Origin of the sequence: Brevibacterium yomogidense, from assembly GCF_016107685.1 — a bacterium.
Classification (GTDB): Bacteria; Actinomycetota; Actinomycetes; order Actinomycetales; family Brevibacteriaceae; genus Brevibacterium; species Brevibacterium yomogidense.
On sequence record NZ_JABASY010000002.1, the window covers coordinates 415983 to 437316 of the forward strand.

The window sequence follows — 21334 nt, forward strand, 5'->3', positions numbered from 1 at the left end:
GGCATGACCGCCGCCGCCCGACAGCGCCCGCCACTCGGCCCTGAAGGACGACGGGTTGTCCCCTCCAACTCTAGGTAGTCAGTGGAACTCCTCACCCTCACAGTCGTGCTGGTCATCGCACTCGCACTGTTCTTCGACTTCACCAACGGCTTCCACGACACCGCGAACGCGATGGCGACACCCATCGCGACGGGAGCTCTCAAGCCCAAGACGGCGGTCGCCCTCGCCGCGATCCTCAACCTGATCGGCGCACTGCTGTCGACAGAGGTCGCGAAGACCGTGTCCGGTGGGATCATCCACGAGGACCAGATCAGCGCGGACTTCTTCCCCTACGTGATCTTCGCGGGCCTCATCGGCGCCATCTTCTGGAACATGCTCACCTGGCTCCTGGGCCTGCCCTCCAGCTCGTCGCACGCCCTCTTCGGCGGACTGCTGGGGGCGACGATCGTCGGCGTGGGCTTCGCGTCCGTGAACGGGGCGGGCGTCATGTCGAAGATCATCCTGCCCGCCATCCTGTCACCCCTCACCGCGGCCGTCGTGGCGTTCGTCGCGACGAAGATCGCCTACCGGACGACGCGTCGCTACGACCGCAAGCCGAATGGTCGCGACGGCTTCCGCCGGGGACAGATCTTCACCTCGTCTCTGGTGGCACTGGCACACGGCACGAACGACGCACAGAAGACCATGGGCATCATCACACTGCTCCTCATCACGGTCGGATGGCAGTCTTCGACCCACCACGAACCGCAGCTGTGGGTCGTCCTCTCGTGTGCGATCACGATCGCCCTGGGCACCTACATGGGCGGGTGGCGGATCATCCGCACGCTGGGCAAGGGGCTCACCGAGGTTCGCCCGGCGCAGGGGTTCGCCGCAGAGACGTCGACGGGTGCGACCATCCTGGTCTCCTCCGCGCTGGGCTTCGCGCTGTCGACGACGCAGGTCGCCTCCGGTTCCGTCATCGGGTCCGGTGTGGGCCGTCGGGGGTCGACCGTGAAGTGGTCGACCGCGGGCAAGATCGTCTCCGGATGGCTTCTCACCCTGCCAGCGGCCGGCCTGGTGGGAGCCGTCGCGACGCTCGTGATCATGTGGGTCGGACCCTGGGGCCTCCTCATCGATGTGCTCGTCGCAGGAGGAATCGTCCTCACCCTCTACCTGCGGTCGCTGGCGACGCGCATCGACCACGCGAACGCGTTCAGCGACGTCGCGGCATCGGGTCACGCAGTCGACATCAAGGGCAGGAAGGAGGCTGATCGCGCATGATCGATTGGCTGGCATTCGTCGAGGTCTTCGCCGTCTCGCTCGTCTGCGCGGGTGTCGGGGTGTTCTTCTACTCGCTGGGGCTCAGGCTGCTGGTGTCCGGGGGCAGACCGCCCGTGGTGCCGCCCGCGGAATTCCCCGACGCGATCGCGGTGAGGTCGGACAAGCAGGCCGCCCGCATCGCGAAGAAGGTGAAGAAGGTCGCGTCACGGTCCCCGCTCACCCGGGGTCAGCAGCGGCTGCTGCTGGCGGTGGCGTACGCCTGCTTCGGGGTGTGTGCGCTCGCGGTCATCGGCGCCGTGCTCTACCTCATGCTGTACTGACGTGGCGACTGTTCCTCCGGAACGGGAGCGCCGTCCCGTGACCCCTCCTGCACGGGGGAGCCGCCCTCTCGTCCCCAGCGAGCGCCCCTTACTCACGGGCGACTACGTCCGGCAGTACTCTGCCGCGACCGTCGCCCTCCTCGCGACGATCGGGGTCCTGGCCTCGTACCTGCTCGAGACGGGTCAGGCCGTCCGCGGCCGCTCGAGCGGCGCCGCCTTCTTCTCCGCCTACTTCAAGGAAGCGGCGCCACTCGTCTACCTGGTCTTCTGGGTGCTCTTCTCCAGCCTCTACTGCGTCGTCACCCACTGGGCCTACGTGCGACTGGACTCCGCACGATTGCACGCGGTGTGCGCGGCACAGCACCGGGCTCCGGTGCGCTGGTGGCATTCGGCGCTCGGCTCCTCGAGCGCCGAATCATGGACGATGTCCGCAGCGACCGTGGCCGCCTGCCTCACGATCCTCATCGCCACGACGGGCATGCTGCGGGACTCCGTCCTCATGATCCTCCTGGGGTTCGGCACAGTCGCCGGATCCTGGGCGATGATGGTCTATTCGTTCGCTCTCCGCTATGCGCGCATCCGGGCTTCCGGTCAGCGGATGGACATCCCCGTCGAGGACGCGCCGGTCTTCGGCGACTTCCTCGCGCAGTCCATCTTCGTCTCCACGATGATCGGGGGCTACGCCCTCCTCCACACGCGGGAGGCGTGGACAGCGCAGCGGTCGCACACCGTGCTCGCCTTCGCGTTCAACACCGTCATCGTCGCGATGTCCGTGACGCTGCTGTTCGGAGGCATCGCCGGGTGACTCCCGCCCCTCAGCCGCCTGTCATCGAGCCGTGTGTCGCGAGCGCCTGCTGGTCTGTCATCGACGCGACGTAGTCGAGGATCGCGCGTGAGCGACCCTGACGCCGCAGGCTGGCGTCGTCTCTCCTGCCGACCAGCAGGTCCGGCCTGTGGTCGCGCAGGGAGAACGTCGCCTCCGTCGTCTCGTCGACCCACTCGAGGAGCCGTCGCGGAGCCCGCCCCGCATCGTGCGGGTCGTCCAGCCACGCATCGAAACCGCGCACCAGCTCCTCGATGACCCGGGTCTGCCCGCGCTGCGCCTGTGCGATGTCCGGGAGGTCCAGGACGAACCGCGCGTGCACGAACTTCAGGACGAGCACTTCGTGCCACGCCCGCTGGTCGAGACGCACGTGACCGCTGCGCACGTGCGGGTGGGCTTCGACGACGATCCCGCGGCGCAGCCTCTCGATCCATCGCCGGGTGAACGCGGACACGGCGCGCTCCGACTCGACACCCCCGTCGTAGGGCCGTGCGAGCAGCTGATCGCCCAGCTCGCGGCTGATCCGCCGCACAGCATCCGTGAAGACCTCCTTCTCAGCGATCCACGGATCCTTCCTGCGCGTCTCGCGCCACAGCAGCTCGAGTGAGACCCCCGGCTCCCGCCAGCGGCCCTGCAGCTGAGGGGTCTGCTCGTCGTCGACACCTCCGGTGTCGGCCAGCCATGCGTGGAACTCGCCCGCCACCTCCGCGTGCTGGAGCACACCGGCCCGCACGAAGTCGTCGAGGTCGTGGACGGCGTACGCGATGTCGTCGGCCAGGTCCATGATCGCGCAGTCGACCGTCTGGATACCGTCACCGATGGCGGGGAAGGCGGAGAGCACGTCGGCCATCTCCTCCGCTTCCAGCCCGTAGGCGGAGAACTTCGCCGCTCCCCGGGCCGGGTCCAGACCGACCCCGCGGGGACGGTCCTCGACCGGGACCTCGGCGCCGTCGACTCCGGTCCAGCGTCCGCGGGTCCACGGGTACTTGAGGACGGAGGCGCGCACCGCGGCGGTGAGGTTGATGCCGGGGAAATCTCGCCCGAGCGTGTCGAGGGACGTGAGGATCCGGAACGTCTGGGCGTTGCCCTCGAACCCTTCGGCGAGGCCCAGCTCCGTCGTCGCGAGTCGGTCGAGCACCCGCTCGCCCAGGTGACCGAACGGGGGATGCCCGAGGTCGTGGGCATGGGCCGCCGCCTGCGCCACGATCGTGTCGCATCCGCCCAGACGGTCCAGAGTCCTCCCGACCTCGTCGTCGGTGGTCTCGGCCCCGGCCACGTGTGCGCGGTGGTGGGAGAGGTGGGCTGCGAGGTTGGCTGAGATGACACGGGCCACCGCGCTCACCTTGAGCGAATGCGTGAGGCGATTGTGCATGACGGGGCCCACGCCTGACTGCGGCACCACCTGGGTGACGGCGGAGAGCCGCCCGAAATAGGGGGAGAAGCGCAGTCGCTCGAGGTCGATGCGGTACTCGTGGACCTCCGTCTGCGCGCTCGGATCGGCATCCTGCCGCTCCTCGATCTCCGACCGGTGCTGGGAACGGATGGATTCGGGGTGGCGCCGGCGGAGCCTGAGGTCCGCATCGGTGCGGGAAGAGACGACCATACCGGTCATTCAAACACGGACGTCGAGTTGCGCGAGCAGAGTGTCGCTCAGCGCGCCCCCGTCCGGATCGGACACCCCTCCGGTGACGAGGAGCTCGTCCGCACCGGTGTGGCGCACGATCTCCGCGAGTCGGGCGGCGACCTGGTCCGGCGTGCCGTGGACAGTGGTCGCGAGCGCCCGCTCGACACGTCGCGCCTGCTGCTGTGTGAGCCTGTCGACATCGAGGTCCTGCACCGACTGCAGCGGGTCGAAGGAACCGGTGGAGCGGGACAGTGCGAGCGCCCACGCTTCGGGCAGCGCAAGACTCCGCGCGGCCTCCTCCGTCGGTGCGATGGCGACGGAGACATTCACGAGGAGCCGTGGACCGGCGCACCAGGGCGACGGGGAGAAATCGCGCCGGTAGGCGAGTGCCGCCGGGTGACCGGGGCCTCGGGCCGGGGGGCCGGGATCCAGCCGAACGGAGTCGTCCGGCTTCGGCGGGTGGACGGAGGGGCCGCCGATCACGGCGCCGAGGCCCAAGCGTGCGGCCAGCGGCAGCCGACCACCGCCGGTGAGGACGAAGAGGGGAGTCGGAGCGGACGGCTGCGGACGCACCGTCACCGCGCTGCGTCCGTCCAGGACAGCCGTGAGCTCCTCCAGGTCGTCGTCGAACCGGTCCGCCGCATCCTCGGACTGCCGGAGCGCCCTGCGCACGGCCGCCGTGAACCCGGTGCTGGCACCCAGCCCGGCGTCGATGCGGCCCGGGTGGAGCGACTCGAGCGTAGCGATCGTCTCCGCGACGATGAACGGGGGATGGGCCGGCAGCATGATCCCGCCCGTGCCCACGCGGACCCGCGAGGTCGCCCCTGCGACGGCGGCGGCGAGCAGACCGGGGGAGGAGCCGGCGATACCGGGGACCGCGTGGTGCTCCGCAACCCACACGCCGCGGAAGCCAAGCTCCTCGAGACGGACCGCGCGGTCGACGACTTCGCGCAGGACGGAGGCGTCGGGAACGCCGTCGCGCGCGAGCGCCCGGTCGAGGACCGAAACCGGGACCCGGTCTGCGGTGCTCACCGCTCCGCGGGCTGCCGTTCGGTGTCCGGGAGGATCCACCCGAGCACCGCGGACACCACCGCGACGATGATCGCCGCGAGCACCGCGGTCCAGAAGAACGCGTCGACGGACAGGACGAACGGGGTGAACTCCGACAGCCATGCGGTGAGCGACACCATGAGCGCGTTGACGATGATCGAGAACAGCCCGAGGGTCAGACACGTGAGCGGCGTGGACACGAACGACACGACCGGTTTGATGAGCGCATTCACCAGCCCGAACACCGCTGCGATCACGAGGTACGCGACCACGGTGGCGGGCCGGTCGCCGATCGACCCGGCGAGCGTGTCGCTCCCGGCGATCGTGAGGCCTGGCAGCAGGAACGCCGCTGCGGCCAGGGCGAGCGCGTTGATGACGGTGCGGACGAGGAATCTCATGACCCTAGCCTACGGAGCGCCTCTGGAAGAACGCTCAGGGGAGCCGCGTGCGGATGTCGTCGAGGACACGTGCCGCCATCGACGCGTTCTTCTTGCCGTCCATGAGTGCGCGCGGGGCATCCGGGAGTCCCGTGACGACCAGTTCGACTCGCGCTCCCTCCGCCTCACCCAGGACCTGGGCCGTGACGACGTGGCCCCACGAGACGAGTGTCCTTTTCGTCTGGAACGTGACAGCGAGCGCTTCGTCATCCGCCTCGAGCACCTGCTGTGCGTCCGCCGCGCACGCCCGCAGCGCCTGGAAGACCCTGTCGGGGTCTTCGTGGTAGCTGCGCTGGCTTTCCTTCTCGAACATGCTCGTGCTCCGTGGCCTGGTCGGGCGGTCCCCTTCGTGAGACCGCTGCGATTCATAGAATAGAACGCTCCCGCGCGGCACGCGGGGGTATCGGTGTTCCCGTCCTGGCACACGTGTGACGGTGTTAGGAGCAGGAGCAGGAGCAGGAGCAGGAGCGCGGGCGAGGCCGTTCGGCCCCACCATGGGAGTGGTCGTCACCACATTGTGCGAGAGTGTCCTCTGGACCGCGTGAGGCAATCGGTGCCGAATCGTCGGTCGACGTGATGAGAACACAGATGTGAGGAGTACGAAGACGTGACCGCACAACCCACCACCCGCACCCTGTCCTACAGCTCGGGAGTGTCCGACACACCGCTGCTGGGGCGCACTCTGGGAGACGACCTCGCCGCGGCGACGGCCTCCCACCCGGGCCGTGAGGCGCTGGTCGACGTCCCCTCAGGGCGCCGGTGGACCTACACGGAGCTGGACGAGGACACCCGGGTGCTGGCCGTCGCGCTCCTGGACCGCGGTGTGGTGCCCGGCGACCGCGTGGCGATCTGGGCGCAGAACGTCCCCGAATGGACCCTTGTCATGTACGCGGTGGCGCGGATCGGTGGGATCCTCGTGAACGTCAACCCCGCCTACCGGGTGCACGAGCTCGAATACGTCCTCACGCAGAACGGCACCCGCACCCTCATCACGCAGGTGGCGGATGCGCGCACCGACTTCCTGGGGATCGCGAACGAAGCGGCAGGGAGCGTGGCGGGTCTGAACGTCGTGGCGCTCGACACCGTCCCGGGCCCCCTGGGTGCGGATGCCGGCGCACGGATCGCGGCGGACCAGTCGTTCGCGCACCTCATGGAGCGGGGACGTCTCCTGCTGGAGGACACCGGCGCGAAATGGGCGACGCGACTGCGGAAGATCGAGGACGAGGTCGCCGCCGACGACCCCGTCAACCTTCAGTACACGTCCGGCACGACCGGGTTCCCAAAGGGCGTGACACTCAGCCACCACAACATCCTCAACAACGGGTTCTCCATCGGTGAACTGCTGGGGTACACGGAGACCGACCGCGTCGTGCTGCCCGTGCCGTTCTTCCACTGCTTCGGCATGGTCATCGGCACGCTCGCGATCGTGTCGCACGGCGCGTGCGCGGTGATCCCCGCGGCATCCTTCGACCCGGGGGCGACGCTGCGCTCCGTGGAGCAGGAGAAGGCGACCTCCCTGTACGGGGTCCCGACCATGTTCATCGCGGAGCTCGCACTCCCGGACTTCGACTCGTTCGACCTGCGCTCCCTGCGCACCGGCGTGATGGCCGGGTCGACGTGCCCCGTGGAAGTCATGCGTGAGGTGATCGACCGGATGCATATGACCGAGGTCGCGATCTGCTACGGCATGACGGAGACCTCTCCCGTGTCCACGATGACCCGCCGTGACGACTCGCTCGCACGGCGCACGGAGACCGTGGGCCGGGCGATGCCGCACGTCGAGATCAAGATCGTCGACCCGGTCACGGGGCGCACCGCGCCGCGGGGTGTGAAGGGCGAGGTCTGCACCCGCGGGTACTCCGTCATGCTCGGGTACTGGGAGGAGCCGGACAAGACGGCCGAGGCGATCGACGCGGCCCGCTGGATGCGCACCGGCGATCTGGGAATCATGGACGAGGACGGGTATGTCGAAGTGACAGGCCGTATCAAGGACATGGTGATCCGGGGCGGGGAGAACGTCTACCCGCGCGAGATCGAGGAGTTCTTCTACCGTCACCCTGCGATCCGGGACATCCAGGTGGTGGGTGTGCCGGACGAGAAGTACGGGGAGGAGCTCATGGCGTGGATCGTGCTCGCGGACGGGCACGAATCCCTCACGGCGGAGGACCTGCGCTCCTTCGCCCAGGGTCGCCTGGCCCACTACAAGGTCCCGCGCTATGTCGAGCTGCGCAACGGCTTCCCGATGACGGTATCAGGGAAGGTGCGGAAGGTGGAGCTCCGGGAAGAGGGCGCGCGTCTGGTGGGCGGCGCATAGGCCGGACCGCGTCGGTGGGCCCGGTCGGCCTCCCGTCCCGGGAGGTCCGGCCGGGCGCCCGGAATCCGGGTCAGGAACGATCTTCGCGGTCCGGTCAGGCCCCGTTCTCCGCGCTGCCGCGAAGGGTGTCCAGGGTGCTCCTCGACAAGTCGTCCAGCGGCGTCGAGCGCCGTGTCGACGTGTCGGTGAGCACCATGACGGATTCTGCACGCGCGTGGGGGATGCCCTCGCTGACGAGCAGCTGTTCGACGGTGATCGAGCTGGTGCCCACACGGACGACACGGGAACCCACTTCGACGTCACCGGGCCACAGGAGTTCCTTGAGGTACTCGATGGTGATCTTCGCGAGGACGAAGTCCCGTGCGGGATCCGCCGCGACCTGCCGCAGCTGGTGCATGAGCTCGACGCGTCCCGTCTCGAAGAACGTGGAGTAGACCGCGTTGTTCACGTGTCCCTGCCGGTCCGTGTCCGCGTAGCGCAGCTTGTCGTAGGACCGCATGGGATAGCCCGACAGCGGTGAGGGCATGGGGGAGGCTCCTTCGCTCATGTCAGTACGCCTTCACGCGCTGCTCGACGATGATGTGGATGAGAGCGAAGCGGCCCTCGTCGATCGCGGCGAACGCCGTGTCGAGCGCCGCCGGCACGTCCGCGTCGTGCTCGACGCGCACGCCGGTCCCCCCGAATGCCTCCGCCATGAGCGCGAAGTCGGGGTTGACCATCTGCGTGCCGGACACTCGGTCCGGGTATTCCCGCTCCTGGTGGGTGCGGATGGTCCCGTACTCCTGGTTGTCCATCACGACGACCAGGGGGTGCGCGCCGTACTGGGCGGCCGTCGCGAGCTCCTGCCCGTTCATGAGGAACTCGCCGTCGCCGGCGATCGACACGACCTGGCGGTCGGGGAAGCGCAGGGAGGCGGCGATGGCGGAGGGGACGGAATAGCCCATCGACCCGTTGCGGGCGGAGAGCATCGAGGCGTACCCGTTGGTCGGGAAGTATCGGTGAGCCCAGTTCGTGTGCTCTCCCGCGCCGAAGGTCACCATCGCGTCCTCCTCGAGGCGCTCGACGAGTCCGGCCATGAGCGTGGCCATGCGGGCCTGCCCCTCTCCGGGTGTCGCGGACGGCGGTGTGGAGAAGTCGACCTGCTGCTGCCGCAGACGGTTCGTCCACTGACGCCACGTGTCGCGCACGGGGAGGTCCATGCGGACGAGGTCGCGGACGAACGGGTCCGGCTTCGCGACGATCTGGTGGGTGACGGGCCCGGACCGGCCTCGGAGGGAGGGGTCGATCGTCACGATGAAGTTCGTCTTGTCCCAGTTCTGACGGACGGTGAAGCCATCGGTGATGACGTCTCCGGGCACCGTGCCGACGAACACGAGGAGGTCGGATTCGTCCATGAGGCTCTGTGTGAAGTCCGGGCGACCGTACCCCAGGGGCCCCACGTAGGACGGCGAGCCGAACGGGACGGTGCCCTGGCAGCGCCATTCGGCTGCAGCCGGGAGGTTGTGGTCCTCGAGCCACCGCGTGAATTCGTCGGCGGCCTCGTGCGACCAGTCATTGCCGCCGAATACGAACAGCGGACGGTCGGAGTGATCGAGCGCGGTCTTGAGCGCCTTCCAGTCGGTCACCGTCATGCCGCCGGTGGCGATGGGGATCTCCGGGTGCACGAAGTCCTCGTGGGGCTCGCGGATGACGTCCTCGGGAAGACCGACGACCACGGGGCCGGGGCGCCCGGAGTTCGCGGCGAAAATGGCCTCCGCGACGATCTCCGACGCGCGCTCCGGGTGGTCGAGCACCATGACGCGCTTCGCCCCGGTGTCGAACCACGCCTTGGGGTCGAACTCCTGGAACGCCTCCTTCTCGCGGTGCTCGAAGGGGATGAGGCCGACGAACAGCACCATGGGGGTCGAATCCTGCCACGCGGTGTGGAGCCCCACGTGGGCGTTGGCGGCACCCGGACCGCGGGTCACCATGGCGATGCCGGGGAGGCTCGTCATCTTCCCATCGGCCTCGGCCATGTACGCCGCACCGCCCTCGTGGCGGCAGACGACCGTCTGGATGCTCGATCCGTGCAGGCCGTCGAGGACGTCCAGGTAGGACTCTCCGGGGATCACGTAGACGCGTTCGACGCCGTGCTGTTCGAGCGAGCGGACGATCATGTGTCCGGCGGACGGAGTGCCGTGGCGGGCGGAGTCTGACGCCATTGTGTGAGTTCCTTCGTGATCGCGGGGGCGGTCGTTGTGTGGGGTCCGGTTCATTATGCGCGGAAGTGTCGTGTTGGGAAGCGAATCTGCCCGACTGGGCGCGGATCGGCAGGGATGTCTCGCCTCCTGAGACGGGAGATGGGCGCAGGGCGCTCCTCCGTACATGGTCGGGAATGATGACGATTGTGTTTCGATTTATGTGGGACACGCACAAATCGCCAATCTGAGATGCCCCTGGAAGCCACTTGTGAGTAGTCTTGGCGCCATGACCACGAACGTGACCAGCGACACGGGTGCGCCCCTTGTCGAGATGAAGGACGTCGAGAAGTACTACGGAGACTTCCACGCCCTGAAGAACGTCAACCTGAACGTCTCGCGCGGCGAGGTCGTCGTCGTGATCGGGCCCTCCGGGTCCGGCAAGTCGACCCTCTGCCGCACGATCAACCGCCTGGAGACCATCAGCGCCGGAACCATCACGATCGACGGGAAGAAGCTGCCGGAGGAGGGTGCTGCACTGGCGCGGCTCCGCTCCGACGTGGGCATGGTCTTCCAGTCGTTCAACCTCTTCGCCCATCTCACGATCCTCGAGAACGTGACCCTCGGCCCGACCAAGGTGAGAGGACTGAAGAAGGCGGAGGCGGATGAGCTTGCGATGCAGCTGCTCAAGCGCGTGGGCGTCGGTCATCAGGCGGAGAAGTATCCTGCGCAGCTGTCCGGCGGGCAGCAGCAGCGCGTCGCGATCGCCCGGTCGCTCGCGATGAAGCCAAAACTCATGCTCTTCGACGAGCCGACCTCGGCGCTCGACCCGGAGATGATCAACGAGGTCCTCGACACGATGGTCGAACTGGCGCAGGAGGGGATGACGATGGTCGTCGTCACCCACGAGATGGGCTTCGCGCGCAAGGCCGCTCACCGCGTCGTCTTCATGGCCGACGGCGAGATCGTCGAAGTGGCGGGCCCGGAGGAGTTCTTCACGAACCCGCAGTCCGACCGGGCGAAGGACTTCCTCTCGAAGCTCCTCACCCAGTGATCCACCGGTGGCGGACGCCTCCGTCCGTTCACCGGCACCCCCTCCGTCGACGCAGACGGAACACACGCTCTGACAAGGAGAGAACATGAAGAAGCTCAGCACCATCGTCGCCGGCGCAGCCGTCGGCCTGCTCGCGCTCACCGCGTGCGGCCAGGAGGGCACCCCGGATGCCGGCGGTGGCGAGGGCGCCGCGGAAGCCCCCGAATACACCGTCGCGGAGGATGTGGACCTCTCGGACAGTCCGACGTGGGAGTCCGCGGACTCCTCGGGCACCCTCAAGGTCGGCGTGAAGAAGGACCAGCCCGGACTGGGCAATGTGGAGCCCGGTTCCGACATCCCCGAAGGCTTCGACATCGAGATCGCGAAGATCACGGCCGCCGCACTGGGCTTCGCCCCCGATGACATCGAGTGGGTCGAGACGGTGTCCGCGAACCGTGAGCCGTTCCTCCAGCAGGGGAACGTCGACATGATCGTCGCGACCTACACGATCAACGACGAGCGCAAGAAGGTCGTGGACTTCGCCGGCCCGTACTACGTGGCGGGCCAGGACCTCCTCGTCGCGGAGGATTCGGACATCAGCAGTCCGGACGACATCGCGGGCAAGCGCGTGTGCTCCGTCGACGGTTCGACACCGGCGCAGAACATCGAGGAGGAGTACTCGGAGGCGGAGCTCGTGACCTACGACGCGTACTCCAAGTGCGTGACAGACCTGCAGTCCGGTTCGGTGGACGCGGTCACCACGGATGACGCGATCCTCCGCGGGTACGCGGCGCAGTACGAAGGTGAGTTCAAGGTCGTCGGCGACCCGTTCACCGAAGAGCCCTACGGCGTCGGTCTGCCGAAGGACGACGACGCCCTGCGTGACGCCGTGAACGATGCGCTCGAGGCGTCGATGGAGGACGGCACGTGGACGGAGGCGTTCGAGTACACGCTCGGCGACTCCTCGGGTGTCGAGCAGCCCTCCGTCGATCGGTACTGACTCCGCATCGATTTCCACATCCGCACCGGTGGCGGATGAGGCCCGGCGGTCGCACAGCGCGGCCGCCGGGCCGATCCGCCCACCGGTCAGGGAGAACGAGAGACTCTTGTGAATCCGCTCATCCAGATGTTCCTCAACGGAACCTGGGGGACGCTGTCGCTGTTCGGCGTGACGCTGATCGGCTGCCTGATCGGCGGTACGATCCTCGCGGCGATGCGCGTGTCACCCACGCCCGTACTGCGGGGCGCAGCCGCGACCTACGTCAACGTCGTGAGGAACACACCCCTCACCCTCGTGATGTTCTTCTGCGTGTTCGGCCTCCCGTACCTCGACATCCGCTTCGGCAGCACCGCCGCGATGAACTCGTTCGTCCTCGCGAACATCGCGCTCATCGCCTACACGTCGTGCTTCGTGGCGGAGACGCTGCGCTCCGGCATCGCAACCGTCCCGGTCGGGCAGGCGGAGGCCGCACGCGCGGTCGGCCTGGGGTTCGGCCAGGTGCTGAGCTTCGTGGTGCTGCCGCAGGCATTCCGCACCGTGCTGCCGCCGATGGGCAGTGTCATCATCGCGATGCTGAAGAACACGTCGATCGCGTCGGCCTTCAACAACCGTGAGCTGATCTCCGCGATGCGCAACGCGATCGAGGTCCGCGGCGACATCGTCATCCCGCTGCTGCTCGCCACCGCACTCGTCTACCTGGTGCTGGCGATCGGGATCGGTCGCGTCTTCGAATACCTCGAGAAGAAGCTGGTGATCGTCCGATGAGTGCACCGACTCAGGTCCTGTTCGACGAGCCGGGGCCCCGCGCGCGCCGGATGAACGTCGGCCTGTCGATCCTGTCCGTCATCTTGCTGCTGGGGCTGATCGCGTTCATCGGCTGGAAGTTCTCCGACGCCGGTCAGCTCACGGCTGCCAAGTGGGAGCCCTTCTCCTACGCCGTCATCCAGAAGGCGCTGCTCACGGGTATGTGGGCGACGATCAAGGTGGCCATCGTCGCGACGATCCTGGCGCTGGTCGTGGGTGTCACGTTCGCACTGCTGCGGCTGGCCCCGCAGAAGGTGATCTCGCTGCCGTCGACAATCGTGCTCGAGATCTTCCGCGGTGTTCCGGTGCTGCTGCTCATCTTCGCGATGTTCCTGCTGTTCGGGAATGAGATCGGCTCGTTCTGGTCCGTGGTCATCGGCCTCACGCTGTACAACGGCATGGTGATCGCGGAGATCATCCGTGCGGGCATCCTCGCTGTGCCGCGCGGACAGCGCGAGGCATCGATGTCCATCGGCATGCGCGGCGCCCAGACGATGCGGATGATCCTCATGCCGCAGGCGATCCGGGCGATGATGCCCACGCTCATCGCGCAGGTGGTCGTGCTGCTGAAGGACTCCGCACTGGGTTTCATCGTCACCTACCAGGACCTGCTCTACCAGGTGAATTCGATCGGGCGTGCCTACAACAACCTGCTGCCCACGTTCATCGTCGGAGCAGTGATCTTCATTCTCATCAACATGGTGGTCGCGGGCATTGCGCGGTACCTTGAGAAGAGGATGTCGAGGAAGACGGCGGCGACCACCGGTCCCGCCAAGGGCGCCGACTGACGGAGGAGTGACGTGTTCCATGGCTGAGCCGACGAAGGTCCCGACGCGATACGACGTCACTGAGGAAGAGGATCGCATGCGGATCGTCATCCGCGACCTGTCGGGCGACACGCCCGTGCTCGTGGGGTTCCTCGAATACAGGATGGACGGCGACGTGCGGACGATCCTCCACACGATCATCGACGAGGCCTACTCCCGGCAGGGATGGGCGCGCACGCTCGTGACGGAGGCGCTTGCGCTCTTCGCGCGCGACGACGCGAAGATCCGGTCGATGTGCAGCTATGTGGATCGCTACCTGGAGCGCTTCCCGCAGTACCGCACCATGCTCGCGTGAGGCGAGCGGACGGCGGCCCCCACCGGTGCTCGGTGGGGGCCGCGGTCTTTCCGCGCTCAGTCCTCCTTCCGGGCTCAGTCCTCGCGCAGGATCCTGAGGACGCCGACGGGCACACTCGAGCAGGCCAGCACTCGCCCGGGTCCCGGGTCCGCTGTGGCGTCGAGCACCTGGACGGTGGACGAGGGGTCGTCGACTGCGATCGTGCAGGTGCCGCAGGAGCCCGACCGACACGTGAACGGGATGCGCGCACCGTCCGCCTCCAGGGCGTCGAGCAGTGTTCCGTCGTCGCGTGTCCACGTGAGCCGCGTGCCGTCGGGTCGTTCGACGACCGCGGGCGGGAAGTCCTGCAGTCGGTCGTCCAAGTCGTCGACGGGGGAGGTGAAGGCCTCGCGGTGGATACGGGTCGACGGGACCCCTGCCGTTTCGGTGACCGCCGTCGTCGCGGCGACGAACTCCGCGCCCCCGCAGACCACCACCGCCGAGGCGCCGGTCACCGCCGCTGCCAGGTCGGCCTCGCCCGGCCGGCCCGTGGTCGCGGTGTCCCAGACGGTGAGGGACCGGGCGGGGGCGGAAGCGAGTCGACGCAGTGCGTCGACGCTCGCCCGCGCGCCCTCATCCGCAGCGCGGTCGATGTGGAGGAGGGTCACGGGGAGGGTGTGTGGCAGCCCCGGGAGCAGGGAGAGCGCCGTCGTGATGCCGACGCCCGAGGTGACGAGGGTCAGGGAACCGCGGGTGCGCGGGTCGTGGAGGTGCGAATCGGGTGGCTGCGAGTCGCGGGACTGAGCCTCGTCGACTGTCGCGGCGACACGCGCCGCGGTGAGCGCCCCGAAGGGACCGGAGACGGTGAGCCGGTCGCCCGGCATCAGTCGTGAGAGCGCTGTGGACACGGCGCCCCGGACGCCGATGATGAGCGAGAATCCGCTTCCGTCTGCAAGCACTGCGGTGTAGGTGCGCCAGGTGTGTCGACCGTTTACCGGCAGGTGGACGCGGACATGCTGTCCCGGCTCCCAGTGGACGGGGAACCAGCGGTACGGGTCGTGCAGGCGCAGCAGGTGTCGGCCGTCCTCCAGCGGAGCGGAATCGACCACGCTCATGGATCGCGGCCCTGTAGCAGCCGGGAGCGGGTCGTCCGTCGTCCGGGACTCGAGGATGATCGGGTCGTCGGGGTGCACCTCGCCGGGGGAGAGGACCGTGCCGTACACACCGCAGTGGATGTGCCCGAACTCCGTGGCGAGCATGCGGGGGACACCCAGGTCGGAGGCTGCGGTGCGGGGACCCACCGTCGTCGCCGTGCACCGTTCGATCGACTGGCGGATGAGCAGCCGCGCACCGCCGATGCGGACGACTGCGCCGATGAGGTCGAATTCCTCGAACGGCTCCCACCCGTCGACCAGAAGATTGCCGCGGAAGCGCAGGGGATCGATCGCAGCCCCGGTCTGCTGTGCGAGTGCTCGGAGTGTCGAGAGCGAGATGAGGCTCACGTGCCCGTGCTCGCTGTCGAACATCCCCTGACCCGCGCGGGGCGTGTACGCGGTGATGATACCCACGGCGTCCGGATCCGCACCCGGAAGATGGTGGGCCACCTGTGCGGCTGCCGCGTCCCGCGCATCGGGATCGGTCGGATCGATGAGGATCGGGGCGGAGGATGCAGGCGGGGTGAGGGCCACTGAGCCGTCGTCACGTGTCAGGACTGACCACGCGGCCAGATCCGGCCGCTTCTTGAGGGCGAAGAAGTGCGACCACCGGTTCCAGGTCCCCGGGACGGTGGGGGCCGTGCCGTCCGAGACGGCGAGAACCCGGTCACCGGGGATACCGGCGCCGGGCTCCAGCGATGCCCGCGGGACTCCCTCCGCCGGGAAGCCCTTGACGGGGTACCGGTGGAGGGAGACGACGAGTGCGGTCATGGGGGCCATCCTCCGTCAGAAGTGTGAGGTGAGGGAGGACGGACACTGCGTCAGGACATCAGCGGCACGCGTCAGTCGTTGCGGCGGAAGGACCTCTTCGCGTCCGCACGGCTCACGTCGCGACCGCCGGGCCTGCCGGGCTTGCGTCCGTCCGTGCGATCACCACGGTACCCGCCACGGTCCGAACGGTTCCCGCGTGCATCGCCGCCTTCGTGCGGCCGCTTCGAGTACGGGCGTCCCGGGCGGCCCTTGTCGGGACGGATGTCGATCGGCCGGCCCTGGATCTTCGTCCGTGACAGGCGGCCCAGGGTGCTCTCCGACAGATTCTCCGGCAGGTCGACGAGCGAGTGGGTGGCCCGGATGTCGATCGCACCGATCTGCGCGGAGGTGAGCCCGCCCTCGTTCGCGATCGCTCCGACGATCCCGCCCGGCTGCACGCGGTCGTTGCGACCCACCGCGATCCGGTAGGTGCGCATGCCGGCGTTCGACCGGCTGCCGCCGCGCTCGTTGCGCGTTGCGCGGGCCTTGGGCTCCGGCAGCGGGTCCGCTGTGAGCGACTCGCCGTCCAGCAGGAGGACGGCCAGCGCGGACGCGACCTCTTCCGCCGGCACGTCGTGCGTCTGGATGTAGTCCTCGATGACGGGACGGACCTCACTGAGGTCGGACCCGGACAGAGCTTCCGTGATCCTGCCGGCGAACCGGGCGACACGGCTGTTCGTGAGCTGCTCGACCGTCGGCAGCTCGAGCTTCTCGACGCGCTGACGGGTCGCCTTCTCGATCTGACGCAGCAGGTGGGTCTCACGCGGGGTGACGAAGAGGATCGCCTCACCGGAACGGCCGGCGCGGCCGGTGCGCCCGATGCGGTGGACGTAGGACTCCGTGTCGTGCGGGATGTCGTAGTTGACGACCAGCTCGATGCGCTCGACGTCCAGGCCGCGTGCGGCGACGTCCGTGGCGACGAGGATGTCGATCCTGCCGTTGCGCAGCTGTTCGACGGTGCGCTCGCGCGCCTGCTGGGGGATGTCGCCGTTGATGGCGGACGCGGTGAATCCGCGTGCCCGCAGCTTCTCCGCGAGCTCCTCCGTCGCCTGCTTCGTGCGGACGAACATGATGGTGCCGTCGTACTCCTCGATCTCGAGCACGCGGGTGAGCGCATCGAGCTTGTGCGAGTGCATGACGGTGAGGAAGCGCTGGCGGATGTTCGCGCCCGCCGTCGTCTTCGAGTCGACGCGGACCTCGACGGGGTCGTTGAGGTACTTCTTCGTGATGCGGTGGATGGATCCCGGCATCGTGGCGGAGAAGAGTGCCACCTGGCGGGTGGAGCCGGTCGCCGCGAAGATCTCCTCGATGTCCTCCTGGAAGCCCATCTTGAGCATCTCGTCCGCCTCGTCCAGGACGAAGTGACGCAGGGACGCCAGATTCAGGGATCCCTTCTTGAGGTGGTCGATCACACGCCCGGGGGTGCCGACGACGACCTGCGCACCCCGGCGGAGGCCTGCCAGCTGCGGTCCGTACGACTGACCGCCGTAGATGGGGAGGACGGAGAAGTCGGACAGGTGGGCGGCGTACGACGAGTACGCCTCGGCCACCTGGATCGCGAGCTCACGGGTGGGTGTGAGCACCAGGGCGTGGGGACCGTCGTTCGCGCGGCCCAGGTCCGCCATCGCGGACAGGGTCGGCAGTGCGAACGCGGCAGTCTTGCCGGTGCCGGTCTGCGCGAGCCCGATGACGTCGCGGCCCTCGAGGAGTGCGGGGATCGTGCGCTCCTGGATCGGCGACGGGGATTCGTACCCGAGGTCGACGACCGAGGCGGCGACGGAGGGGTGGAGCGCCATCGCGGCGAAGCCGGTCCGCTCCTCGTCGGCGGCGGCCTGGGGGACCTCGTCCGCGGCAGCCGTTTCGGAGGCAGCGTCGGCGTCGCCTGCGTCGGGGGCCTCGGCGGGTGCGGGGGCGTCGCCTGCGGCGGGGGCCGCTGCAGGTGCCGGGGATTCGGCCGCTGCGGGCGCCTCGGCGGCGGGGACCTCGAAGAGGGGGGCGTCCGAAGCGACGGCGTCGGAAGCGGAGGCCTCCGAGGCGGCCGTCCGGTTTTCGGCGTCGATCGTGTGCGGTGTTTCTGGCATGGGTGAGCTCATTCCTAAGACGTAGCGCGCGCACGTCCGCAGTGGTCTTCGGTGGCGGGTGCGCGGGGTTCGGCCGAAAGTGCTCGTCTCATGCACGGAGGCCGCAAACAGCAATTCTACACGGGGTGAGACGCGGAGGCCTCCAGATCTGTAGGGTTGTGTCCGATCGAACAGCAGCCAGCGGTTCACAACGACCCCATGAGGAGCACTTCAGTGGCATCGACCCTTGATTCCGTCATCACTCTCGCCAAACGGCGCGGATTCGTCTTCCAGGCGGGTGAGATCTACGGGGGGTCCCGTTCGGCGTGGGACTACGGTCCGCTTGGCGTCGAGCTCAAGGAGAACATCAAGTCGCTCTGGTGGCAGACGTTCGTCCGCGGTCGTGAGGACATGGTGGGGCTCGACTCCTCGATCATCCTGCCGCGGCGGGTGTGGGAGGCTTCCGGCCACGTCGAGACGTTCGTCGACCCGCTCGTCGAATCCCTCCACACCCACAAGCGGTACCGCGCAGACCACCTCATCGAGGCCTACGTCGCGAAGCACGGCCACGAGCCCGCGAACGGCCTCGCGGACATCCGTGACCCGGAGACCGGGCAGGAGGGCAACTGGACGGAGCCGCAGCAGTTCTCCGGACTCGTGAAGACCTACCTCGGCGCGGTCGACAACGAAGAGGGACTGCACTACATGCGTCCGGAGACGGCGCAGGGCATCTTCGTGAACTTCAACAACGTCGTGACAGCGGCGCGGAAGAGGCCGCCGTTCGGCATCGGCCAGATCGGCAAGGCGTTCCGCAACGAGATCACCCCCGGCAACTTCATCTTCCGCACCCGCGAGTTCGAGCAGATGGAGATCGAGTACTTCGTCCACCCGGACGATGCGAAGCGCTACTACGAGGAATGGGTCGAAGCCTGCTGGGACTGGTTCATCGACCTGGGCGTCGACGCGGACAACCTGCGCCGGTACGACGTCCCGGACGGTGAGCGCGCCCACTATTCGGACGCCACGATCGACCTCGAGTACAAGTTCGGGTTCCAGGGCTCCGACTGGGGCGAGCTCATGGGCATCGCGAACCGCACCGACTACGACCTGGGCCGCCACACGGAGGAATCCGGCACGAAGCTGCAGTACTTCGACCAGGCCACGGGCGACCGGTACACGCCCTACGTCATCGAGCCCAGCTTCGGTCTGACCCGCGCGATGATGGCGTTCCTCGTCGACGCGTACACGGAGGACGAGGCACCCAACACGAAGGGCGGCACGGACACCCGCATCGTCCTCAAGCTGGACCCCCGCCTGTCACCGGTGAAGGCCGCGGTGCTGCCGCTGTCGCGGAATGAGAAGCTGAGCCCCAAGGCTCGCGAGCTCGCCGCGACGCTGCGGAAGAACTGGAACGTCGACTTCGACGACGCCGGCGCGATCGGCCGCCGCTACCGCCGCCAGGACGAGATCGGCACGCCGTTCTGCATCACGTACGACTTCGACTCGCTGGACGACGGGGCCGTGACGATCCGCAAGCGCGACGACATGACGCAGGAGCGCGTTGCCATCGCAGACGTCCCCGCGTACATCGCCGCAGGGCTGGCGGGCTGACGCTCGCCCTCCTCGCCCGAGGTCCGGACGGCCTCCTCCGCACAGTGCGGGGGAGGCCGTCGTCGTCTTCAGCGGTGAGACCTCGGATGGACGGGGTGACCGCGGGTGGACGGAGACACCTCAGGTGGGCGGCGTCGCCTCAGGTGGTGAGTGTGAGGGCGACGGCGACTCCCGCTGCGCTCACACCGGACAGGACGACGACCCAGCCCAGTACCGCGCTCTCCGCGGAGCGCCGCTGGGCGGACGTGAGTGATTCCTGCGTGACGGCCTCCGGGGAGTCCTCGGTGTCGTCCCGCGAAGTCCCGGCTCCCGCGGGCAGCGCTGCGACCGCGACGGCGATCGCAAGCGCTGCACGGGCAGGGGACGCTCCGTTCGCCATGCCGGAGGCCGCCATCCCCGCAGCGACCACGGGCAGCTCCGGTGAGCCCGTGATCGACGCGATCGATCCGAAGGTCGTCGCGAACATCGACAGCGACCCGGTGATGGATCCTGCGAGGATGCTGCCGACCATGCCGAGCGCCGGGACGGTCCACACGCCCAGTCCGGACAGGGCCTCTCCGATCCGGGTGCTCATGTCGAAGACGGACAGCGACCACCCCATGATCATGAACGCCGCCGTGGACAGGCCCACCGGGACCCAGGAGCGAGTCCCTTCCCGCACCGTTGCGGCTGCCCCGGGCCCGCGGTTCGCCAAACGGATCACCGCGGCGACACACGCGGCGGCGAGCCAGACGGGTGGTGACGTGAGCAGAATCGTGACGGGGTGCGGCCACAGCGCCGCGATGCCGCTGCACAGCAGCAGCCCCACGGTGAGGACGCCGTAGGGCACCAGCGCCAGCCCCAGCTCCCGGTCGAACCCCGCTTGTGCGCCGCGCATTCGGAAGGCGCCCAGGAGCACCACGACGACCAGCAGGGTCGCGAGCACACCGGCGAGTGGTGTCCCCACGAGTGTGTTGAAGCTCCAGATGCCGATGCTCAGCACGACCCCGGCGAGCAGGCTGTAGAGGAAGCCAGCCAGTCGATCCCGCACTGCGAACGTGACGACGAGGACGGCGACCGTCACCGGGACGACGTTGTAGTACGAGGTGGTGATGCCCAGGTCCGTGAGCGAGAGCCCCAGCAGACCCGAAGCGACCTTGGCTCCCGGTGCCAGTCCGCCCCAGGGGGCTGCGACCATGCCCAGGAGGCCCAGTACCGCGGCCTTCCGGATCGAGTAACCCAGGTGCACGAGGATCGGGATGCCGACGGTGATCCCGATGCCGAAACCGGTGACGGATTCCGCGAAGGGGATGATGCCGAAGACGACGAGCACCGCGCCGGCCGTCGCTCCGGGGGAGGCGTCGAGCACCCAGTCGCTGATCCGGCCCATCGCCCCGAGCGTCCCCAGCAGCCGCGCGAGCACCACGCCGGTGAGCAGGATGAGCGTGACCTCGACGACGACGGGGAGGAAATCGAGCCCCTCCGCGGCCATGAGCGCACCGGCGACGGGGAAGGCGAGGAAGCCGATGGCCAGGGCCAGCACGAGGCCGACGAGGGAGGAGGGAACGGCTCCCCGACCCAGGGCGAGGAGGGCGATGACGGCGAGGAGCGGCGCTGCGGCGAGGAGGACGGTCACGATTGCACTCTGTCACCAGCGACGTCTTTTGTCAGCCAGGGCGTCACAAGGGTGCCTGCGCGGGCCGTTCCGCGGGCCTCCGCGGCGGTCTTCCCCAGCACATACCCCCGTCCGGATGCCGGTTTGACCGATCGGAGACAA

At 68.4% G+C, this 21334-nt stretch carries 19 protein-coding genes; 10 read left to right on the plus strand and 9 right to left on the minus strand.

Annotated features, from left to right (window positions below):
- Positions 1-81: 81 nt before the first annotated feature.
- From JFC09_RS06225 to JFC09_RS06235, 3 genes are read left to right on the plus strand one after another with little or no spacing between them, the layout of a single operon-like run.
- Positions 82-1260: an inorganic phosphate transporter gene (locus JFC09_RS06225; RefSeq protein ID WP_198393128.1), complete on the plus strand. Its 1179-nt coding sequence runs from the start codon at positions 82-84 to the stop codon at positions 1258-1260.
- Complete coding sequence (locus JFC09_RS06230; protein ID WP_198393129.1) at positions 1257-1580, plus strand: peptidase; 324 nt, start codon at positions 1257-1259, stop codon at positions 1578-1580. Before JFC09_RS06225 ends, JFC09_RS06230 begins: the two co-directional genes overlap by 4 nt.
- Positions 1581-1617: 37 nt before the next feature.
- Positions 1618-2385 (plus strand): DUF1345 domain-containing protein, encoded by a 768-nt coding sequence (locus JFC09_RS06235; RefSeq protein ID WP_198393130.1) that lies wholly within the window; start codon positions 1618-1620, stop codon positions 2383-2385.
- A gap of 10 nt (positions 2386-2395) precedes the next feature.
- Here JFC09_RS06235 and JFC09_RS06240 read toward each other — a convergent pair whose 3' ends face one another.
- From JFC09_RS06240 to JFC09_RS06255, 4 genes are read right to left on the minus strand one after another with little or no spacing between them, the layout of a single operon-like run.
- A complete protein-coding gene (locus JFC09_RS06240; RefSeq protein ID WP_198393131.1) occupies positions 2396-4006 on the minus strand; it encodes a deoxyguanosinetriphosphate triphosphohydrolase family protein in 1611 nt (536 codons plus the stop codon).
- 9 nt (positions 4007-4015) lie between these two features.
- On the minus strand, positions 4016-5059 hold the full coding sequence (locus tag JFC09_RS06245; protein ID WP_198393132.1) for an MsnO8 family LLM class oxidoreductase: 1044 nt from the start codon (positions 5057-5059) through the stop codon (positions 4016-4018).
- Entirely contained in the window at positions 5056-5475 is a 420-nt protein-coding gene (locus JFC09_RS06250) for a phage holin family protein (protein WP_198393133.1), read from the minus strand. Before JFC09_RS06250 ends, JFC09_RS06245 begins: the two co-directional genes overlap by 4 nt.
- Positions 5476-5509: 34 nt before the next feature.
- Complete coding sequence (locus JFC09_RS06255) at positions 5510-5827, minus strand: hypothetical protein (RefSeq protein WP_198393134.1); 318 nt, start codon at positions 5825-5827, stop codon at positions 5510-5512.
- Between the two features lie 294 nt (positions 5828-6121).
- Here JFC09_RS06255 and JFC09_RS06260 point away from each other — a divergent pair, with 294 nt between their 5' ends.
- Entirely contained in the window at positions 6122-7828 is a 1707-nt protein-coding gene (locus tag JFC09_RS06260) for an AMP-binding protein (protein WP_198393135.1), read from the plus strand.
- 94 nt (positions 7829-7922) lie between these two features.
- Here the strand turns inward: JFC09_RS06260 and JFC09_RS06265 are convergent, their stop codons facing one another.
- Both JFC09_RS06265 and JFC09_RS06270 read right to left on the minus strand, forming a co-directional pair.
- Complete coding sequence (locus tag JFC09_RS06265; RefSeq protein ID WP_232483214.1) at positions 7923-8375, minus strand: acyl-CoA thioesterase; 453 nt, start codon at positions 8373-8375, stop codon at positions 7923-7925.
- Between the two features lies 1 nt (position 8376).
- Entirely contained in the window at positions 8377-10029 is a 1653-nt protein-coding gene (locus tag JFC09_RS06270; protein ID WP_198393136.1) for a thiamine pyrophosphate-dependent enzyme, read from the minus strand.
- Between the two features lie 310 nt (positions 10030-10339).
- Between JFC09_RS06270 and JFC09_RS06275 the strand changes: the two genes are divergently transcribed.
- The 5 genes from JFC09_RS06275 to JFC09_RS06295 all read left to right on the plus strand — a co-directional run bounded on the left by JFC09_RS06275 (position 10340) and on the right by JFC09_RS06295 (position 13964).
- The gene (locus tag JFC09_RS06275; protein WP_408610952.1) at positions 10340-11059 is read left to right on the plus strand and encodes an amino acid ABC transporter ATP-binding protein; all 720 of its coding nucleotides are present in this window, start codon (positions 10340-10342) and stop codon (positions 11057-11059) included.
- A gap of 85 nt (positions 11060-11144) precedes the next feature.
- Positions 11145-12038 (plus strand): glutamate ABC transporter substrate-binding protein, encoded by an 894-nt coding sequence (locus JFC09_RS06280; protein ID WP_198393138.1) that lies wholly within the window; start codon positions 11145-11147, stop codon positions 12036-12038.
- Positions 12039-12164: 126 nt separating this feature from the next.
- Complete coding sequence (locus JFC09_RS06285) at positions 12165-12803, plus strand: amino acid ABC transporter permease (RefSeq protein WP_198393552.1); 639 nt, start codon at positions 12165-12167, stop codon at positions 12801-12803.
- Positions 12800-13630, plus strand: a complete 831-nt coding sequence (locus JFC09_RS06290; protein ID WP_198393139.1) for an amino acid ABC transporter permease — start codon at positions 12800-12802, stop codon at positions 13628-13630. Before JFC09_RS06285 ends, JFC09_RS06290 begins: the two co-directional genes overlap by 4 nt.
- Positions 13631-13649: 19 nt before the next feature.
- Positions 13650-13964, plus strand: a complete 315-nt coding sequence (locus JFC09_RS06295; protein ID WP_198393140.1) for a GNAT family N-acetyltransferase — start codon at positions 13650-13652, stop codon at positions 13962-13964.
- 74 nt (positions 13965-14038) lie between these two features.
- On the opposite strand, the gene JFC09_RS06300 is transcribed toward JFC09_RS06295, so the two are convergent.
- Positions 14039-15868, minus strand: a complete 1830-nt coding sequence (locus JFC09_RS06300; protein WP_198393141.1) for an MOSC domain-containing protein — start codon at positions 15866-15868, stop codon at positions 14039-14041.
- 71 nt (positions 15869-15939) lie between these two features.
- On the minus strand, positions 15940-17988 hold the full coding sequence (locus JFC09_RS06305; protein ID WP_408610941.1) for a DEAD/DEAH box helicase: 2049 nt from the start codon (positions 17986-17988) through the stop codon (positions 15940-15942).
- Positions 17989-18201: 213 nt separating this feature from the next.
- On the opposite strand from JFC09_RS06305, the gene JFC09_RS06310 reads away from it, so the two are divergent.
- Positions 18202-19578 (plus strand): glycine--tRNA ligase, encoded by a 1377-nt coding sequence (locus tag JFC09_RS06310; RefSeq protein ID WP_332839674.1) that lies wholly within the window; start codon positions 18202-18204, stop codon positions 19576-19578.
- A gap of 139 nt (positions 19579-19717) precedes the next feature.
- On the opposite strand, the gene JFC09_RS06315 is transcribed toward JFC09_RS06310, so the two are convergent.
- Positions 19718-21193, minus strand: coding sequence for an L-lactate permease (locus JFC09_RS06315; RefSeq protein ID WP_198393143.1), 1476 nt, complete (start codon positions 21191-21193; stop codon positions 19718-19720).
- Positions 21194-21334: the final 141 nt, after the last annotated feature.

Excerpts from the sequence above, each read along its gene's own strand:
- JFC09_RS06265 (WP_232483214.1), bottom strand. The coding sequence starts at position 8,375 with ATGAGCGAAGGAGCCTCCCCCATGCCCTCACCGCTGTCGGGCTATCCC.
- JFC09_RS06290 (WP_198393139.1), top strand. The coding sequence starts at position 12,800 with ATGAGTGCACCGACTCAGGTCCTGTTCGACGAGCCGGGGCCCCGCGCG.
- JFC09_RS06295 (WP_198393140.1), top strand. The coding sequence starts at position 13,650 with ATGGCTGAGCCGACGAAGGTCCCGACGCGATACGACGTCACTGAGGAA.
- JFC09_RS06255 (WP_198393134.1), bottom strand. The coding sequence starts at position 5,827 with ATGTTCGAGAAGGAAAGCCAGCGCAGCTACCACGAAGACCCCGACAGG.
- JFC09_RS06275 (WP_408610952.1), top strand. The coding sequence starts at position 10,340 with ATGAAGGACGTCGAGAAGTACTACGGAGACTTCCACGCCCTGAAGAAC.
- JFC09_RS06240 (WP_198393131.1), bottom strand. The coding sequence starts at position 4,006 with ATGGTCGTCTCTTCCCGCACCGATGCGGACCTCAGGCTCCGCCGGCGC.
- JFC09_RS06300 (WP_198393141.1), bottom strand. The coding sequence starts at position 15,868 with ATGACCGCACTCGTCGTCTCCCTCCACCGGTACCCCGTCAAGGGCTTC.
- JFC09_RS06285 (WP_198393552.1), top strand. The coding sequence starts at position 12,165 with ATGTTCCTCAACGGAACCTGGGGGACGCTGTCGCTGTTCGGCGTGACG.
- JFC09_RS06280 (WP_198393138.1), top strand. The coding sequence starts at position 11,145 with ATGAAGAAGCTCAGCACCATCGTCGCCGGCGCAGCCGTCGGCCTGCTC.
- JFC09_RS06250 (WP_198393133.1), bottom strand. The coding sequence starts at position 5,475 with ATGAGATTCCTCGTCCGCACCGTCATCAACGCGCTCGCCCTGGCCGCA.
- JFC09_RS06305 (WP_408610941.1), bottom strand. The coding sequence starts at position 17,988 with ATGCCAGAAACACCGCACACGATCGACGCCGAAAACCGGACGGCCGCC.
- JFC09_RS06270 (WP_198393136.1), bottom strand. The coding sequence starts at position 10,029 with ATGGCGTCAGACTCCGCCCGCCACGGCACTCCGTCCGCCGGACACATG.
- JFC09_RS06230 (WP_198393129.1), top strand. The coding sequence starts at position 1,257 with ATGATCGATTGGCTGGCATTCGTCGAGGTCTTCGCCGTCTCGCTCGTC.